This is a genomic window from Erythrobacter aureus (assembly GCF_003355455.1).
GTDB lineage: Bacteria > Pseudomonadota > Alphaproteobacteria > Sphingomonadales > Sphingomonadaceae > Qipengyuania > Qipengyuania aurea.
Window position 1 is genome coordinate 2,027,030 of record NZ_CP031357.1, and the last position, 16,290, is coordinate 2,043,319.

A 16,290-nucleotide genomic window follows, 5' to 3' on the forward strand; every position below is an offset into this window, starting at 1 on the left:
GCGCCGCTCTGGTTAGAGCAACGCCATGTCCCATCAAACTGACAGACTACTCGCGATCATGGCCCGCCTTCGCGACCCGCAGACGGGATGCGAATGGGATACGGCTCAGAATTTCGCCACCATCGCACCTTATACGATCGAAGAAGCCTACGAAGTAGCGGACGCTATCGAACGCGCGGATATGAAGGATCTGCGAGGGGAACTTGGCGATCTGCTGTTTCAGGTCGTCTTTCACGCGCGTATGGCGGAAGAAGCCGGCGACTTCTCCTATGAAGACGTCGCACGCGAGATTTCCGATAAGATGATGGCCAGGCATCCGCACATCTTCGGCGACGAAGGCGGAGTCATGGAAGACGAGCGCTGGGAGGATATCAAAGCTGCAGAGCGTTCGGCCTCGGGTGCGACGAGCGCGATGGACGGCGTTGCCCAGGCTCTTCCGGCTCTTCTGCGCTCGCACAAACTGCAGAAGCGCGCGGCCAGGGTTGGTTTCGAATGGCAGGACCTGGAAGGCCCGATCGAAAAGTTGCAGGAGGAACTGGCCGAACTCGCCGCCGCCCCGACAGACGAGGAACGGGTGATGGAGGCTGGCGACGTGCTCTTCGTGGTCGTGAATATCATCCGCCGCTACGGCGTTGACCCAGAACAGGCTCTACGCGCTTCGAACGCCAAGTTCGAAAGACGATTCAGGGAGATGGAGCGGCTATCCGAAGCGGAGAACGAGGATTTCGCGAAACTCGATCTTATCTCGCAAGAGACATACTGGCAGCGTGCGAAACGAGAGGTCGGTTAAGCCAGCGCCTCATACTGCCCAAGCTCTTTCGGATTGAGCCTAACTGTGATCAGCCGAATTGCCCCGTCACTTTCGTCCGCGACATTCTCGATCACCTCGCCATGGGCATGTAGCCATGCAATTCTGCGGCCATCGCTCGCCGCGACCTCGAACGTGCGCAGGGCAGCATTGCGCGTCAACATTTCGCCAAGCCGTTCGAGCAGGACATCGACGCCCTCCCCTGTGATGGCAGAGGTGGCGACTATCCCCTCGTCGGCTTCCACCTGCGCCGCCAAATCCTCGGCATCCGCGGGGGACAGTTGATCCCACTTGTTCCAGACTTCCAGGATCGGAATCGAGGAACCCTCCCCTTCTCCGTCGAGCACGCCCAGGTCGCGGAGGACCTGGAGAACCTGCGCCTTCTGAGCGGTAGTCGATGCATTCGAAATGTCGCGCACATGGCAGATGACATCGGCCGAAGTCACTTCTTCCAGAGTTGCTCGAAAGGCTGCAACCAGTTGGGTGGGAAGATCCGAAATAAAGCCCACCGTATCGGACAAGATCGCTTTCTCAACCCCGGGCAGCGCAATCGCACGCATCGTCGGATCGAGAGTGGCGAAAAGCAAATCCTCGGCCATGACTGCCGCCCCGGTAAGGCGGTTGAACAGCGTCGACTTGCCGGCATTTGTATAGCCGACCAGAGCGACAACCGGCCAAGGCGCGCGTTCGCGTCGTTCGCGATGGAGGCCACGGGTCTTGCGGACCTGCTCCAGCTCCTTGCGCAAACGACCCATGCGCTGGCGGATCATGCGCCGGTCGGCTTCAATCTGCGTTTCGCCGGGTCCGCCAAGAAACCCGAAGCCGCCCCGCTGCCGCTCGAGGTGGGTCCAGCTACGGACCAGGCGGCTTTGCTGGTAATCGAGATGGGCCAGCTCTACCTGCAGCCGTCCTTCCGCGGTTGCGGCGCGTTCGCCGAAGATTTCGAGGATCAGCCCGGTGCGATCAATGACCTTGCGCGCGAGCTTTTCTTCAAGATTGCGCTGCTGAATCGGGCTGAGAGCACCATCCACCACGACCAGCTCGGCCTCGTTCTGCTCGCAGGCGATACGGATGTTCTCGACCTGCCCCGCCCCGAACAACAGGTTCGGACGCACCTCGCGAACCGGCAGAACGAAGCTTTCGGCGATGACGATACCGATCGCCAACGCCAATCCCTCCGCTTCGGCAAGACGCGATTGTGCATCGAGGTCATAAGCCATGCCTCGTATATCCGGGCACACGACAAGTGCCCGCGCACCGCGCGACACCTCGCCCATCAGGTCGTCATCGAAACTCAGCTTTCGCCCTCTTCCCAATCTTCGGTCAAATCGACCGGGGTTGCGGGCTGGATCGTGGACACGGCGTGCTTGTATGCGAGCTGAACATATCCGTCCCGCTCGAGCAGCATACAGAACAGGTCGTAGGCGGCGATTTTGCCCTGCAGCATCACGCCGTTGACCAGGAACATGGTAACCTGCGCTTCCGCCTGCCGTACGCGGCTCAGGAAAACGTCCTGCAGCAGGCGCTGTTTGGCGCCGGAGCCCTGGCTCGCAAACTGGCTGGTATCGACCGGCTGTGCCGGCATGATAGTGCTGATCGCATGCTTGTAGACGAGCTGTGATTGCCCGTCACGGCGCAGCAGGATCGAGAAATTGTCGAACCAGGTTACGATGCCCTGAAGCTTGACGCCCTTGACGAGAAACATCGTCACCGGCGCCTTGTTCTTGCGCAGCAGATTCAGAAATGCATCCTGCAAATTCGCAGGGCGATTACCCTGCCCGGATTCGGGCTGTTTTGGACGCGGTCGTGCCGATAGCGTTCGATCACCGGACATGTCTTTTTCCCGTTTCTTGGCAGACCTAATAAAGGCCGCAATCTGGGCGCCCACCACGCCCGAGTTTGTTTGGATCTCCTTCCAGACACAATCATTGTGGAAGAGAATGCCTATTCGCGCAACGAATTCCTGATTTTGTCAGAGAACGTATCCCTTTTCGCTCCTGCCTAATTCTTGCGCTCTTGCCCCTTGCGTTCGACCATCCCGAGCAATTTCAGTTTGCGGTGCAATGCCGATCGTTCCATGCCGATAAAGTTCGCCGTCTTGGAAATGTTCCCGGAGAATCTGCGGATTTGAACGGTCAGGTACTCGCGTTCGAAATTCTCCCGGGCTTCCCGCAAGGGCGCGCCCATCATCGCTCCTACACCGCCATTGCCGCCCGCCTTTCCGCCCATGACCTCCTCGGGCAACATATCCGCTTCGATCTGCTCCAAATCTTCGCGCGGCGTCAATATGATGGTCCGTTCCACCACGTTGCGAAGCTGGCGGACATTTCCGGGCCAGTCATAGGCCTGTAGAGCGGCCAGAGCCTCTTCGCTGACCGTTGGAGGACGCAGGCCCTGTTCGGTCGCGTAGCGAGTAAAGAAGCTGTCGGCCAGTGCGGGAATGTCGTCGCGCCTTTCGGCGAGCGAGGGAACCTCCACGGGAACCACGTTCAGGCGATAGAACAGATCCTCGCGAAACCGCTGCTCTTCCATTTCCTTCGCCAGATCGCGCGAGGTAGAGGAAACAACGCGCACGTCGACCCCAATCTGCCGCGTCCCGCCGACCCTGACGAAACTCTGTTCAGTCAGAACCCGCAATATGCGCGCCTGTGTCGACAGTGGCATGTCGGCAACCTCGTCGAGATAAAGCGTGCCCCCATCCGCCGTCTCCAGCAGACCCGGCCGAACCAGCTTGCCGTCGGATTCCTCGCCGAACAGTTCTTCTTCGAAACGTTCGGGAGTGATGCGAGCCGAATTGACGATGACGAATGCCTTGTCCGCACGTGGGCTCCAACTGTGCAGCAACCGAGCGGCGACCTCTTTTCCCGCTCCGGCAGGGCCTGTGACGAGAACCCGGCTTCCCGTACTTGCGACCCTCTTGAGAGTTGCCCTCACTGCGTTGATTACAGCCGAGTTACCGGTGAATTCATCACCCTGGGCAAGGTTTTCCCGCAATCGCGTGTTTTCGCGGCGCAGGCGCTCGGTCTCCGTTGCCCTTTCGACAAGGTGGAGCAGGCGCTCGGCCTCGAATGGCTTTTCGATGAAATCGACTGCACCGCGGCTCACCGCGCTAACGGCGGTGTCGATGTTGCCGTGGCCGGAGAAGATGATCACCGGCAGATCCGGTTCGCGCACTTTTATGGCATCGAGCACCTCAAGCCCGTCCATTGGACTACCGTGAAGCCACACATCGAGCAGAACCAGGCTCGGCCGCTTCTCATCGACCGCTTCGAGAGCGGCCGTACTGTCGCCGGCAGTGCGGCATTCATAGCCTTCGTCGCTCAACACTCCCGCCACCAGTTCGCGGATGTCGCGTTCGTCATCGACGATCAGAATATCCAGCGCCATGATGCGTCCCTATCCTTCTCTTTGATTATTCTTCTGCGCATCGCCCGTTTCGGCGAGCGGATCGCGCGCAAATCGCATGATCACGCGCGTGCCCCCGGATTCGACCGAGGTGAATGTCATTTCCCCGCCATGCTCCTCGACGATCTTGTTCACAATCGCGAGGCCCAGGCCAGTGCCCTTTTCGCGTGTCGTCACGTAAGGCTCGAGGATGTTCACCCGGTCCTGCGGCAACCCGATACCATTGTCCTGCACGGAAACGGTCACGGCTTCGTCGTCCGCCTGGACCTCCACCAGAATTTTGCCGCGGTAATCCACATCGGCAGATTGCAATTTTACTTCAATGGCTTCGTAAGCATTTTTGAGTGTATTTGTAAGCGCCTGGCCTAGTTGATGCCTGTCACACTGAATACGTTGGGGGCCGTGGGGCGCCTGCAAGCGGTAATCAACGGCGGGATGCGCGACCTCTTGGAGGAACAGCGACTGGCGAATGAGATCGATCGCGTCCTCAGGTCGGAAGCTCGGTTTGGGAAGGCGCGCAAAACTGGAGAACTCATCCACCATTTTGCGCAAGTCACCCACCTGCCGAACGATCGTGCTGGTCAGCTCATCGAACAATTCGCCATCGCTTTCGATCTGCTTGCGATAGCGCCGTTTGAGACGCTCGGTAGCCAATTGGATCGGAGTCAGGGGATTCTTGATTTCATGCGCGATCCTGCGTGCGACATCCGACCAGGCGGCCTGCCGCTGGTCCAGCAATTGGCGCGTGATATCCTCGAAAGTGATAACGTGGCCGTCGCTTTCACGCCCGATCTTGACGGCAAGCGTCAGGAGTTCGCCCTCGCGACTATGCGATACGACACCTTGCGAAAGCCCTCCGCGCACCATCGATGCGATCTGCGGTGCCAATTGGTCGAGCGTCGCATCCGGACCATTCCCCCTCGCGGACCTGCCGAGCATGGCCTGCGCTGGACCGTTCATCAGCAGGACATTGAGATCCTCGTCCACCGATATGATGCCGGCACTGACGGATTCCAGAACAGCCTCGATAAAGCTACGGCGCTCCTCGAGCTCGGTATTGGCCGAGAGCAAAGCATCGGTCTGCTTTTCCAGTTGCGCTGTCATTCGGTTGAAAGCGCGATTGAGCAGGCCGATCTCGTCCGCGCCGGTCCGCCCTTCGACCCGCAAGGAAAAATTCCCCGCACCGACCTTGCGCGCCGCCGCGACGAGATCGGTCAAGGGTTCGACCTGGCGATCGGCGAACCGCAACGCGAACCACACGGCCAGGCCGACCAATGCCAAGGATACGAAAAACAGCGCGAGATTGAACCGTAATTGCAATGCGCGGGCGCGCTTGGTCAGTTCGTCGTAAGCGGTGGAAATCGAACGCGCGGATTGCCAACTGCGGAAGGTCCCCGCTTCGGCATTGCGAGCGGTGTAGAGATAGATTCCCGCATCGCGGTCGATGGGGGCTACCGCTTCGATACGTTCGGGGCTCCCCCGCACGGCCACCTGCTCGCCGCCGGAAAGGACTTTCAGCGAATCCTGGGCAAAGGCGCGCGGGTCGCTATCCTCGTTGAGGCCGTACACGACAGCCGTGCGCATCGTCGTATCCGGCATCGCCTGCAAAATCGCGCTTTCGATGACATCGCGCGGCTCGGCCTGGTACTGATAAACGAGCGCGAAATTGGGATCGGTTACTTCGACCCTGCCGAGGATTGCGCGCATATCCATCGCCATGGAGATTGTCTCGTTCGCAAGATCGAGTTGGTTCTCTTCGTAATATCCTTCCGCGAGCTGGTTGGCATTTTCCATCAGTCCACGGGAATCATCGGAGAACCAGAAATCGACCCCCGACTGAAACAGAAACGCCGCGAACCCCGCCACCAACAGCGTGGGGACTGCCGCGATCATGGAGAAGAAGAATACGAGACGGACGTGCAAGCGTGCCGTGCTCCCCGCAGCGCGCCGCAGCGCGATCCTGCGTCCGGCCAGAACCAGCAAGGCCATTGCGGGAATGAGCGTTCCGATCAGCAGCCCTGCCACTTGTCGGGATGGCAGCAATGCGCCATTCGGAGGGGCATTGGTGAAGGTCGCCCAAGTGCTCGCCACCATGACGAGGAAGGCAATCGCTGCTACGACTTCGACATAGGCGATGAAATTCTGACGTCGCGAGGCCACGATGAACCTTCGCCACCAGCGCGGGGTCTGTCGTCTCGTATCTGCAAAGCTGGTGGCCATCGTGGCGCGCATACAACGCCACTGTTGCACGTTTGCAAGTATAAATACGACAAAAGGAGGGGTGTAGCGGTCGAGCGCCCTTCCCTCAGCGCCTTGGGCCGAAATCCTCCGGCGCGATTCCAAGCTCGGACAGCCGTTTGCGCAAGGTGTTGCGATTGATCCCCAGCAACCGGGCCGCGCGCAGCTGATTGCCGCCTGTCCGCGCGAGAGCGAGTTCGAACAGCGGGGTTTCGAAAGCCGCGAGGGCGGCATGGTAGAGCGTCCCGTCGGGGGGACGCACGTCCTCTACCCAATCCTCTACGGCCGCCTCGAACCCACACTTCTCCCCGGTGTTCGGATCGAGAGCCGACTGGGGCAGAACATCTTCGACGGCCGAGCGATCGATCACGTCGTCGCGCGCCATGAGCGCGAGACGGAATACCGCGTTACGCAATTCGCGCACATTGCCACGCCAATCGCGCTGTTCGAGCGCCTCCACGCCGCTGGACAGTGCTTGTCGTGCAGGTAATCCCTCCGCAGCGGCCTGCCCCAGAAAATGCCGCACCAGAGCGCCGATGTCCTCTCGCCGCTCGCGCAGCGGGGGAAGATGGATCGGGACGACATTGAGGCGATAATAGAGATCCTCGCGGAAGCGCCCGTCGGAAATCATCGGAGTCAGATCCCGGTTCGTGGCGGCGACGATGCGCACGTCGACGCCGATTTCCTGCCGACCGCCCACACGGCGGATCTTTCCCGACTGGAGAGCGCGCAAGAGTCGGGTCTGTGCCTCGGCAGGCATGTCTCCGATTTCATCGAGGAACAGCGTGCCGCCATTCGCCTGTTCGAACTTGCCGATTTGTTGGCCCACGGCCCCCGTGAAAGCGCCGCGCTCGTGCCCGAAAAGTTCGCTTTCGAGAAGATCGTGCGGGATGGCCGCCATATTGACCGCGACAAACGGGCCGGTCTTGCGTGAACCCAGCTCATGGATGGCCTCTGCCACCAGCTCTTTCCCCGTGCCGCTTTCCCCCGTGATCAGCACGGTAAGATCGTTGCGCAAGACGCGGGTGATCATCCGGAACACGCCTTGCATGGCAGGGCTGCGCCCGATCAGCGGCAAGGCGTCATCATCGTCCGCAGCTTGATCTTGGGACGCGGGTCGGCTCGCAACCGCCTGCGTCACGGCCTGGGTGAGCTCATCAAGATCGAAAGGTTTGGGAAAATACTCGAACGCATCGCTGTCGCTCGCCCTGACTGCGGTATCCAGCGTGTTCTGCGCCGAGAGGACGATCACCGGCATATCGGGGGCCTGCGCGCGCACGGCCTCGATCGACGCCAGACCATCGCCATCCTCCAGAACCACATCGGTCAGCATGACGTCGAAACGGCGCTCGGCCAAAAGGACATCGCGCTGGGCAATACTCTCGCACCTCGTCACGTCGAAGCCATCGTCGCGCAGCGCCACGGTGATGACCGTCGCTATGCTCTTATCGTCTTCGACCAGCAGAACCGCGTGCGCCATGAAATGTCCTACCCTGCCGCTACTGGCAGATTGATCCGAAAGTGGGTTTCTCCAGCGCGCTCGTCGCGCTCGTGCGATATGCGTCCTCCCATGTCGCGCAACAACTTGCGTACGAGAGCCAGACCGAGGCCCTGCCCCTGAGGTTTGCTCGACACGAAGGGCTCGAACACATGTTCGTGAAGCGCTGGATCGATGCCCGGGCCGCTATCGATCACGGTGATTTCGATCGGCAGGCGCGTGACCTTGCCAAACCGGATGGTATTGAAAACCAGACCGCTGGCGAAGCGCGTGCGAACCTTCACCCGGGCATCGTCGATGCCCGCGCTGGCATCGCACGCATTCGCCATCAGATTTATGAGGACCTGCTCGAGCGCGCCCTGATCTGCCGCTACCGGAGGGAGCGATGGGTCGAACTCTTCCACCAGTTCGCAAGGCTCGGCACGGCCCGCCCGCACGGTACCCATCGCATTGCGGATGGCCTCGTGCAGATTGCACGGGCCTGTGATCTCGACCGGCTTTGCCCCGAGTTGCTGCATCCGATCGATCAATTGGGCAATTCGGTCGACTTCGGCGGATATCATTCGCGCCAGCGGTTTGTCCTTTCCCGCAACCCGCCGCGCGAGCAACTGGCTCGCCCCGCGAATGGCGGAGAGTGGATTCTTGATTTCGTGAGCCAATACGGCCGGAGCTCGCAGCTCTACCCGTTCGTTCTCGTCGTCATCGATCTCGGGTTGACCGGCGTCGGACAGTGTCAGCACACGCCATCCGGCAGCGCCATGCAACGGCGAACTGCTGATATTTACCCGCCGCTCTCCTTGCGCCGTCGCGATGGTCACGCCCCGCGCGACGATCCGCGCCTCCGCACTGCGCAGCGTCTCGCTCAACCGCTGGTCGGAAATGCCGATCACATCCCAGAAACGCTTCTCGCACAGCTTGCGTGCGCTGCGACCGAACATCTCCTCCGCTGCGTGGTTGGCCTCCACGATGAGATCATCCTCGTCGAGCAGCAATACGGCGAAGATCAGCGCGGCGATCTGGGCACGCGCGTCGGGTACGCCCGTGCTTGTGGTCACGCGGCGCGGCGATGCGTGAAAGGTTCGTAAAAGCGCTCGATCTCGTCGAGGACAGTGGCAGGATCGTCGATGAAATTGACGAAATTTCTGAATTCCGCCGAACCGTGCAAACCCTTTGTGTACCAGCCAAGGTGCTTGCGCGCGATCTTGGTGCCGACACCTTCGCCGTAATGGTCGAGCATCATCTTGTAGTGTTCTACAAGTACGGCATACTGCTCGTCGAAACCGGGGCTCTCGAGAATTTCGCCCGTTCGCCACCAATGCATGACCTGGCCGAGCAGCCATGGTTTGCCGTAGGCACCACGCCCGATCATGATGCCGTCGGCACCCGACTGGTCCAACGCCCTAACGGCATCGGCAATGGTGCAGATATCGCCATTCGCAATGACGGGAATCGACACGGCATCCTTCACCTTGCGGATGAAGGCCCAGTCGGCGCTACCCTTGTACATCTGGTTACGGGTGCGACCGTGAACGGTGATCATTCTGACGCCGAGATCTTCGGCAATGCGTGCCAATTCGGGGGCGTTGAGATCGGCATGATCCCAGCCCATGCGCATCTTCACCGTCACCGGAACGTCGACCGCCTTCACGGTCGCCTCCATGAGCCTGGTCGCCAGGGGCACCTCACGCATCAGGGCCGAGCCAGCCAGTTGGCCGACCACCTTGCGTACCGGACAGCCGAAGTTGATATCGATAATGGCCGCGCCATTGTCCTGCTGAAGTTTCGCGGCTTCGGCCATGCTGTCGGGATCGCAGCCCACTAGCTGCATCGAAACCGGCTCCTCCGTCGTATCCCAGGCGGCCTTCTGAATGCTTTGGCGCGTTTCGCGGATCGCGGCTTCACTGGCGATCATTTCGGTCACATTGAGGCCTGAACCATAGCGGCGGACCAGCTTGCGAAACGGGAGGTCGGTAACCCCCGTCATCGGCGCGAGAACAACCGGCGTATCGATCGACACGTCTCCGACAAGGATCGGCTTCGGCGGCGCCGCTGGAAGAGGGTGTGTGCTCATCGGAAATTCAATGCCTAAATATTGGGCAGCCACATAGTGCGTTGCGACCAAAACGGCAAGCGGCTAGCGCGCAGCATCGATATGCAGGACACAGGCCCCCTCCCCCAATTCGCGGCGATCGTCGTTGCCGCCGGCAAGGGTCTGCGCGCGGGGCAAGAGCTGCCCAAGCAATTCGCGATCTGGAAGGGCAAACCGGTATTGCGGCATTCGGTTGAAACGCTGATCTCGGCCGGCGCGGATCCGTTGGTTATCGCGATTCCCCCCAATGGCGAACGCGCAGCGCGACATGCGCTCGCCGGGCTGACGGGTTTTACGCTGGTCGTCGGCGGCGAAACACGGCAGCTTTCGGTCGCCCGCGCGCTCGAGGAAGTTGGCGAGGCCGACCGGATTCTGATTCACGATGCGGCGAGACCGCACCTGCCCGTCGAGGTCATCGATCGTCTGCTGTCCGCATTGGAGAACACGGAGGGTGCTATCCCGGTCCTCCCGGTCGTGGATAGCCTGTCGATCGACACGGACGGTATGATGGCTGGAAGCGCGCAGCGCGAACAGCTTCGCCGTGTTCAGACACCGCAGGCCTTCCGATATCGGCATATTCTCGAAGCCCATCGCGCCTGGGATGGCGAAACCGATGCGGGGGACGATGCGCAGGTGCTGCGCGCGGCAGGGGGCGATGTTGCCCATGTGCAGGGCGACGAACGCCTGGCGAAACTGACATTCGCGGAGGACTTCATGAAGGTTGCACCAGCCATTCGTACCGGAATGGGGTTCGATGTCCATCGCCTCGCCGAAGGGGAGGAGTTGTGGCTCGGCGGTATTCGCATCGAGCATGACAAGGGGCTCGCCGGGCACAGCGATGCCGATGTCGCGCTACATGCCATTGTGGATGCCTTGCTCGGCGCCGTCGCCAAGGGCGATATCGGCAGCCACTTTCCGCCGAGCGATCCGCAATGGAAGGGAGCCAGCAGCGATCGCTTCCTCATTCATGCCGGTAAGCTGGTCGGCGACTCCGGCTATCGCGTCGGCAATATCGACCTGACGATTATCTGCGAAGCGCCCAAAATCGGGCCGTATCGCGAGGCGATGCGCGAACGGATCGCCAATCTGCTCGACATTGACATCGGAGCGATATCGGTAAAGGCCACCACGACCGAACGGCTCGGCTTCGCCGGACGCGGCGAAGGCATTGCCGCGCAGGCAATCGTTTCGGTCATCAGGGAGTAGGCGAATGGGCATGAGACGGAACAGCAGGATAGTCACGACATTCATGACCGCCATCGCGCTCGTCCAGGCACAGTCCGCGCTGGCGCAGGCTTGCCTCGCCCCCGACGATGTGACCGATGCCGGGATTTATGCGATCCCGGTCGTGGCCGACGGTTTTCGCGTGTCATGCACCCCGCATCTTGCCGCAGACGGTTTCTTTGCGACGCAAGGCGAGGACTTCGTTGCTCCCTACAGCGCGATGCAGAGTGAACATTGGCCGGGCACGCTGCGCGTGTTCCTCGCTCTGGCCGCCAGTGACGGGACCGATGAACGGGCCGATGCCTTGGGCGAACTTCCCGCCGATGCGCTCCGCCCGCTCGTCGACGCGTTTCTTGCCCAAAAGATCGGCGAGGAGATCAAACCGAAGGACTGTTCGAAGATCGAACGGGCGATGGAACTGCTCGCGCCGTTACCGCCCGAAAACCTCGGCGGCCTGCTGACCTTCATCCTCGACGTTACCGGCGTCAAGGAACCCGCGATCTGCGAGACGGAAACGCAATGAGCGACGGTCTCCTCCCGCCCGAGATCGAAGAGCTCGCGAAGCGCGTGATCGAAGCGAACAGCGCAATAGGCCGCAAGGTGACAGTGGCGGAAAGCTGCACCGGCGGTCTGGTAGCCGCCGCTCTGACCGAGGTGCCCGGGTCTTCCGCCGTGCTCGACCGCGGTTTCGTGACCTATTCGAACGAATCGAAGAGGGAATGCCTCGATGTCTCGCTCGAGATCATAGAGACGTTCGGTGCCGTATCGATCGCCTGTGCTTGGGCCATGGCGAAGGGCGCACTGGAACGAAGCGACGCCGAGATCGCGGTCGCGATCAGCGGGGTCGCGGGCCCTACCGGAGGCACCGATCTGAAACCCGTGGGGACCGTGGTGTTTGCCCGTGTGGTTCGCGGTGAGGAAGGCGAACCAGAAGGCGAACTCAAGCGCTTCGAACCCATTTCGCGCGCGGAAATACGCCGCGAAGCAACGATATGCGCTCTGGAATTGCTCCTGCCCTAGAGATTGGCCACCGCGTTTTCGCGGCCATAGAGTTCGTCCGCGCGATCTTCGAAAGCCTGCACCATCTTGCGAAACGCGCGGTCGAAATACTGCCCGGCCAGCGCTTCGAAGACGGCATTACGGAAAGTGAATTCGACGCAGAAATCGACTTCGCACCCCCCATCATCCGTGGCGGTGAATGTCCAGTTATTGTCGAGATCCTTCAACGGGCCATCGACGTAGATCACCTCGATATGATCGGGCCGGTGCTTCAGGACCCGCGAGGTGAACTTCTCCCGGATCGCCTTGAAGCCAATTAGCATGTCAGCGACCATCTCGGTTTCGCTGTCGCTCCGCACCCGCGTCGCGACGACCCAAGGCAGAAACTTGGCATAGTTTCCGACATCGGCAACCAGATCGAACATCTGTTCCTGACTATATGGAAGACGACGTTTTTCGCGGATACCGGGCATCAGGCACCCTGTTTGGCGAGTTTCGCTTCGCGCGCCGCGCGCATTTGCGCAAAATCGTCACCGGCATGATAGCTCGAGCGTGTCAGCGGGCTCGAGGCTACCTGGAGGAAACCCTTGGCTCGGGCAATCGCGCCATAAGCGGCGAATTGCTTGGGCGTGACGAATTCCTCCACCTTCGCATGTTTGGGTGTCGGCTGGAGATATTGGCCCATGGTGATGAAATCGATATCCGCGCTGCGCATGTCGTCCATTACCTGGTGCACTTCGAGCCGGGCCTCGCCGAGGCCCAGCATGATACCCGACTTGGTGAAGATCAGCGGATTGTGCGCCTTGACCTCTTCGAGCAGGCGCAGCGAGGCATAGTAGCGCGCGCCTGGGCGGATGGTCGGGTAGAGCCGCGGCACGGTCTCGAGATTGTGGTTGAAGACGTCGGGACCCGCTTCGCAGATCTCGGCGATCGACTGCTTCATCCGCCCTTTGAAGTCGGGGGTGAGGATTTCGATCGTCGTATCGGGCGTCTCGCGGCGCAGCGCGGTGATGACCTTCACGAACTGGCCCGCACCCCGATCCGGGAGATCGTCGCGATCGACGCTGGTGATAACAATATGTTCAAGCCCCATCGCGGCGGCTGCGGCGGCAGTGTGTTCCGGTTCCAGCGGGTCGACCGGCATCGGCATGCCAGTCTTGATATTGCAGAACCGGCAAGCGCGGGTGCAGGTATCGCCGAGGATCATCACCGTGGCGTGCTTCTTGGTCCAGCACTCGCCGATATTCGGGCATGCCGCTTCCTCGCACACGGTGTGCAGGTTCAGGTCGCGCATCAGCTTACGCGTTTCCTGATAGCCTTGGCTGACAGGCGCCTTCACCCGAATCCAATCGGGCTTGCGCTGCATCTGCGGGCGATCGCCCTCGGGCTTCGGCGGAGAGGAGAGGTCGTTCATGTCGCGGCCCATCTAAGCCCTCGCAGTCCGGGCCGCAACCATGGCATTCGTATTAGGAAGCGGGCTCCGATAGATCGATGGGAATGCGCTCTCCCGTGAGAGGATCGGATGTGGCGAGTGTTTCCTCCTCGCCCTCGGGCAAGGGAATGAGTTCGCTTCGTATCTCACGCCGATCAAGGTCCATTATGGCCCCCTTCCCGCTGATCATATGGGCGATTGCCGTCAGCCCGATCGTCACTGGTTCGGGATCGATGGCCTCGAGCGCTATATCGCTCGCTTGCAGGGCGACCTTCGTTCCGGAAACTTCCGAGCCGATGTAATACAGTTCGGCGTAGTAGCCGTCCTTCTCGATCAGCAGTTCTCCTCCGCGGGCGGTGAGCAAAGGCAGCTTGCACGGCGTTCGACAGGAATTGCCGAAATTGTTGCTGACGAGGGCTCCTGCGGGCGCAGTGACAATATCCACCTGCTGCGCGGGTTTGAGGGCGTGGCCTTTGACGAAATAGTTTGGACCGCACGCACTCAGCGCCAAGAGGCTGGCCGCAGCAATAGCGATTTTTCTTTTCATATCCTCTCCCCGATCCTGTCGAGGACTGGTGCGCGCACTGTGAACTCGCACTGAATGCCGCTTGCCGCGCGTCGAAGCCAGAGCTACCGCGACGGACATGGACGCTACGACACTCCAGACATTCACCTCTCCGGTGGTGCTGTTCTTCGTTCTTGGCCTGCTGGCAGCTTTTGCACGGTCTGATCTCGCCATTCCGGAAGCAATTGCCAAGGGGATGTCGCTCTATTTGATGGCGGCAATCGGCCTCAAGGGCGGTGTCGCGGTTTCCGAATCGGGATTCAGCCTGACGGTTGCCGTCGCGCTCATCGCGGGTATCGCCGCAGGGTTCATCCTGCCGGTCTTCGCCTTCTGGCTGATCCGCGGTTTCGGGCGACTGGACCGGATCAACGCCGGTGCCGTGGCCGCCCACTACGGCTCGATCAGCGTCGTCACCTTCGTAACCGCAGTCGAGATTCTCGAATTTCAGGGCAAGCCGTCCGCCGGCTACATGGTCGCGGTGATGGCCACAATGGAAAGCCCCGCTATCCTTGCCGGTCTGCTCCTTGCACGCGGCTTTGGCGACGACAATGGCCAGAGCATGCGCGAGATGCTGCACGAAGTGTTCTTCAATTCTTCGGTCGTGCTGCTGCTGGGAGCTTTCGCCATCGGCCTGATCGGTGGGACCGACGGATTTGCCGATGTCAGTCCCTTTTTCGAAGCAGGGTTCAAGGGCGTGCTGTGCATCTTCCTGCTCGACATGGGATTGATCGCGGCGCGGCGCATGATGGATTCGCGGGCCGTTACTTGGCGCCTCGCCTCGATCGCGATTTTCCTGCCGCTGGTAAACGGTGCGGCGGGCACGATCCTTGGCACCGTCGTCGGGCTCGACGTCGGTTCGGCCGCCGCGCTTGGCGTGCTCTGCGCCAGCGCCAGCTACATCGCGGTCCCGGCAGCCATGCGGCTTGCCCTGCCCGAAGCCGATCCGGGTATCTACCTGACCATGTCGCTCAGCATCACCTTCCCCTTCAACGTATTGATCAATATCGGCCTGATCAGCGCCTTCGCGTCGATGATCGCCGGACAGGGAGGCCTCGCGCCATGATCGAAACCGTAACCCGCAAGCGGATCGAAATCCTTACCGACGTGGCCCTGGTACGCCGCGTTACCGACGCCATCGATCGCGCCGGAATCACCGGATGGACGATTACGCCGGTGCAGTCGGGCAAAGGCCGCGACGGCCGTTGGCGCGAGGAACGTGTGATGGGGACCGACAAGGTATTCGTGCTCACCATTGCCCCGCAAGACAAGGCCATGGCGCTGGCCGAGGATCTCGCGCCGATCCTGACCAGCCACGGCCTCTTGCTGACGATGTGGGATATTCAGGTCATACGCGGAGAGCGGTTCTGATGCCCGAATTCGCCGAACTGCTCGAAGGGTACAAGCGCTTCCGTAAACAAGGATATCCACGCCAGAAAGCGCGCTACGACACTCTGGTCAGCGAAGGACAACATCCGAAACTGATGATCATCGGCTGTTCCGACAGCCGGGTGGACCCGGCCCAGATCTTCGATGTCGATCCGGGGGAAATCTTCGTGGTGCGCAATGTCGCGGCACTGGTTCCCCCTTCGAAACGTCGCCCGGGCAGCATGGCGTTTCGGCCGCGCTCGAGTTCGCCGTGCAGTTTCTTCAGGTTCGTCAGATCGTCGTGATGGGCCATGGCATGTGTGGCGGTTGCAGGGCCGCGCTGACGCAGGACCTGTATGGCAACCGGTTGGGGAAGGCGGCTTCATCGCCAATTGGGTTCATTTGCTCGACGAGGCGCGCGATCCGATTGCCCGACGCTATGGGACCGAGAGCCGCGAAGCGGAACGAGCGATGGAAATGGCGGCGGTCGGCGTCAGCCTTCAAAACCTGCGCACCTTCCCATGCGTACGCGAGAAAGTTGCGAGCGGAGACCTCAAGCTGCGCGGTGCGTTCTTCGCCATTTCCGAGGGCGTGCTCTATGTCCGCAACGAAGAGACGGGCGAATTCGAGCCCGAGGAATAAGTCCTTGAACGGCGGGCCTGGGCAA

16 protein-coding genes and 1 pseudogene are annotated in these 16,290 nt (G+C 61.0%); 7 read left to right on the top strand and 10 right to left on the bottom strand.

Features of this window, described 5'->3' with window-relative positions; translation table 11 throughout:
* Nucleotides 1-25: 25 nt before the first annotated feature.
* Nucleotides 26-790, top strand: coding sequence for a nucleoside triphosphate pyrophosphohydrolase (mazG, locus tag DVR09_RS09920; protein WP_115416786.1), 765 nt, complete (start codon nt 26-28; stop codon nt 788-790).
* On the opposite strand, the gene hflX is transcribed toward mazG, so the two are convergent.
* From hflX to dusB, 7 genes are all read right to left on the bottom strand, one after another.
* A complete protein-coding gene (gene hflX / locus DVR09_RS09925) occupies nt 787-2,085 on the bottom strand; it encodes a GTPase HflX (RefSeq protein ID WP_115416787.1) in 1,299 nt (432 codons plus the stop codon). The two genes, mazG and hflX, sit on opposite strands and share 4 nt — an antisense overlap.
* Nucleotides 2,086-2,102: 17 nt before the next feature.
* On the bottom strand, nt 2,103-2,642 hold the full coding sequence (gene hfq / locus DVR09_RS09930; RefSeq protein WP_115416788.1) for an RNA chaperone Hfq: 540 nt from the start codon (nt 2,640-2,642) through the stop codon (nt 2,103-2,105).
* A 167-nt stretch (nt 2,643-2,809) separates the two neighbouring features.
* A complete protein-coding gene (ntrX, locus tag DVR09_RS09935; protein ID WP_115416789.1) occupies nt 2,810-4,195 on the bottom strand; it encodes a nitrogen assimilation response regulator NtrX in 1,386 nt (461 codons plus the stop codon).
* A gap of 9 nt (nt 4,196-4,204) precedes the next feature.
* Entirely contained in the window at nt 4,205-6,433 is a 2,229-nt protein-coding gene (locus tag DVR09_RS09940) for a sensor histidine kinase (protein WP_115417889.1), read from the bottom strand.
* 85 nt (nt 6,434-6,518) lie between these two features.
* Complete coding sequence (ntrC, locus tag DVR09_RS09945; RefSeq protein WP_115416790.1) at nt 6,519-7,931, bottom strand: nitrogen regulation protein NR(I); 1,413 nt, start codon at nt 7,929-7,931, stop codon at nt 6,519-6,521.
* An 8-nt stretch (nt 7,932-7,939) separates the two neighbouring features.
* Nucleotides 7,940-9,004: a two-component system sensor histidine kinase NtrB gene (locus tag DVR09_RS09950; RefSeq protein WP_115416791.1), complete on the bottom strand. Its 1,065-nt coding sequence runs from the start codon at nt 9,002-9,004 to the stop codon at nt 7,940-7,942.
* Nucleotides 9,001-10,020: a tRNA dihydrouridine synthase DusB gene (gene dusB / locus DVR09_RS09955; RefSeq protein WP_115416792.1), complete on the bottom strand. Its 1,020-nt coding sequence runs from the start codon at nt 10,018-10,020 to the stop codon at nt 9,001-9,003. The genes DVR09_RS09950 and dusB overlap by 4 nt, the downstream gene beginning before the upstream one ends.
* A gap of 81 nt (nt 10,021-10,101) precedes the next feature.
* Here dusB and DVR09_RS09960 point away from each other — a divergent pair, with 81 nt between their 5' ends.
* Genes DVR09_RS09960 through DVR09_RS09970 form a run of 3 tightly spaced genes read left to right on the top strand, consistent with a single transcriptional unit; the run spans nt 10,102 to nt 12,282 of the window.
* A complete protein-coding gene (locus tag DVR09_RS09960) occupies nt 10,102-11,244 on the top strand; it encodes a bifunctional 2-C-methyl-D-erythritol 4-phosphate cytidylyltransferase/2-C-methyl-D-erythritol 2,4-cyclodiphosphate synthase (protein WP_115417890.1) in 1,143 nt (380 codons plus the stop codon).
* A 10-nt stretch (nt 11,245-11,254) separates the two neighbouring features.
* A complete protein-coding gene (locus DVR09_RS09965; protein WP_162814932.1) occupies nt 11,255-11,785 on the top strand; it encodes a hypothetical protein in 531 nt (176 codons plus the stop codon).
* Nucleotides 11,782-12,282 carry a CinA family protein gene (locus DVR09_RS09970; protein WP_115416794.1) on the top strand — a complete coding sequence of 167 codons (501 nt, stop codon included), beginning with the start codon at nt 11,782-11,784 and terminating at the stop codon, nt 12,280-12,282. The genes DVR09_RS09965 and DVR09_RS09970 overlap by 4 nt, the downstream gene beginning before the upstream one ends.
* On the opposite strand, the gene DVR09_RS09975 is transcribed toward DVR09_RS09970, so the two are convergent.
* Genes DVR09_RS09975 through DVR09_RS09985 form a run of 3 tightly spaced genes read right to left on the bottom strand, consistent with a single transcriptional unit; the run spans nt 12,279 to nt 14,240 of the window.
* Nucleotides 12,279-12,734 (bottom strand): type II toxin-antitoxin system RatA family toxin, encoded by a 456-nt coding sequence (locus DVR09_RS09975; protein ID WP_115416795.1) that lies wholly within the window; start codon nt 12,732-12,734, stop codon nt 12,279-12,281. The genes DVR09_RS09970 and DVR09_RS09975 overlap by 4 nt on opposite strands.
* Nucleotides 12,734-13,675 (bottom strand): lipoyl synthase, encoded by a 942-nt coding sequence (lipA, locus tag DVR09_RS09980; RefSeq protein WP_115417891.1) that lies wholly within the window; start codon nt 13,673-13,675, stop codon nt 12,734-12,736. The genes DVR09_RS09975 and lipA overlap by 1 nt, the downstream gene beginning before the upstream one ends.
* A gap of 52 nt (nt 13,676-13,727) precedes the next feature.
* On the bottom strand, nt 13,728-14,240 hold the full coding sequence (locus DVR09_RS09985; protein WP_115416796.1) for a hypothetical protein: 513 nt from the start codon (nt 14,238-14,240) through the stop codon (nt 13,728-13,730).
* 97 nt (nt 14,241-14,337) lie between these two features.
* Here DVR09_RS09985 and DVR09_RS09990 point away from each other — a divergent pair, with 97 nt between their 5' ends.
* From DVR09_RS09990 to DVR09_RS10000, 3 genes and pseudogenes are all read left to right on the top strand, one after another.
* Nucleotides 14,338-15,321, top strand: a complete 984-nt coding sequence (locus DVR09_RS09990) for a sodium-dependent bicarbonate transport family permease (protein WP_115416797.1) — start codon at nt 14,338-14,340, stop codon at nt 15,319-15,321.
* The gene (locus DVR09_RS09995; protein WP_115416798.1) at nt 15,318-15,626 is read left to right on the top strand and encodes a P-II family nitrogen regulator; all 309 of its coding nucleotides are present in this window, start codon (nt 15,318-15,320) and stop codon (nt 15,624-15,626) included. Before DVR09_RS09990 ends, DVR09_RS09995 begins: the two co-directional genes overlap by 4 nt.
* Nucleotides 15,626-16,265, top strand: a pseudogene (locus DVR09_RS10000) (carbonic anhydrase). The gene DVR09_RS09995 and the pseudogene DVR09_RS10000 overlap by 1 nt, the downstream one beginning before the upstream one ends.
* Nucleotides 16,266-16,290 lie beyond the last annotated feature (25 nt).

Excerpts from the sequence above, each read along its gene's own strand:
- ntrC (WP_115416790.1), bottom strand. The coding sequence starts at position 7,931 with ATGGCGCACGCGGTTCTGCTGGTCGAAGACGATAAGAGCATAGCGACG.
- DVR09_RS09960 (WP_115417890.1), top strand. The coding sequence starts at position 10,102 with ATGCAGGACACAGGCCCCCTCCCCCAATTCGCGGCGATCGTCGTTGCC.
- hfq (WP_115416788.1), bottom strand. The coding sequence starts at position 2,642 with ATGTCCGGTGATCGAACGCTATCGGCACGACCGCGTCCAAAACAGCCC.
- lipA (WP_115417891.1), bottom strand. The coding sequence starts at position 13,675 with ATGAACGACCTCTCCTCTCCGCCGAAGCCCGAGGGCGATCGCCCGCAG.
- ntrX (WP_115416789.1), bottom strand. The coding sequence starts at position 4,195 with ATGGCGCTGGATATTCTGATCGTCGATGACGAACGCGACATCCGCGAA.
- DVR09_RS09970 (WP_115416794.1), top strand. The coding sequence starts at position 11,782 with ATGAGCGACGGTCTCCTCCCGCCCGAGATCGAAGAGCTCGCGAAGCGC.
- dusB (WP_115416792.1), bottom strand. The coding sequence starts at position 10,020 with ATGAGCACACACCCTCTTCCAGCGGCGCCGCCGAAGCCGATCCTTGTC.
- mazG (WP_115416786.1), top strand. The coding sequence starts at position 26 with ATGTCCCATCAAACTGACAGACTACTCGCGATCATGGCCCGCCTTCGC.
- DVR09_RS09990 (WP_115416797.1), top strand. The coding sequence starts at position 14,338 with ATGGACGCTACGACACTCCAGACATTCACCTCTCCGGTGGTGCTGTTC.
- DVR09_RS09985 (WP_115416796.1), bottom strand. The coding sequence starts at position 14,240 with ATGAAAAGAAAAATCGCTATTGCTGCGGCCAGCCTCTTGGCGCTGAGT.
- DVR09_RS09940 (WP_115417889.1), bottom strand. The coding sequence starts at position 6,433 with ATGGCCACCAGCTTTGCAGATACGAGACGACAGACCCCGCGCTGGTGG.
- hflX (WP_115416787.1), bottom strand. The coding sequence starts at position 2,085 with ATGGGCGAGGTGTCGCGCGGTGCGCGGGCACTTGTCGTGTGCCCGGAT.
- DVR09_RS09975 (WP_115416795.1), bottom strand. The coding sequence starts at position 12,734 with ATGCCCGGTATCCGCGAAAAACGTCGTCTTCCATATAGTCAGGAACAG.
- DVR09_RS09995 (WP_115416798.1), top strand. The coding sequence starts at position 15,318 with ATGATCGAAACCGTAACCCGCAAGCGGATCGAAATCCTTACCGACGTG.
- DVR09_RS09965 (WP_162814932.1), top strand. The coding sequence starts at position 11,255 with ATGAGACGGAACAGCAGGATAGTCACGACATTCATGACCGCCATCGCG.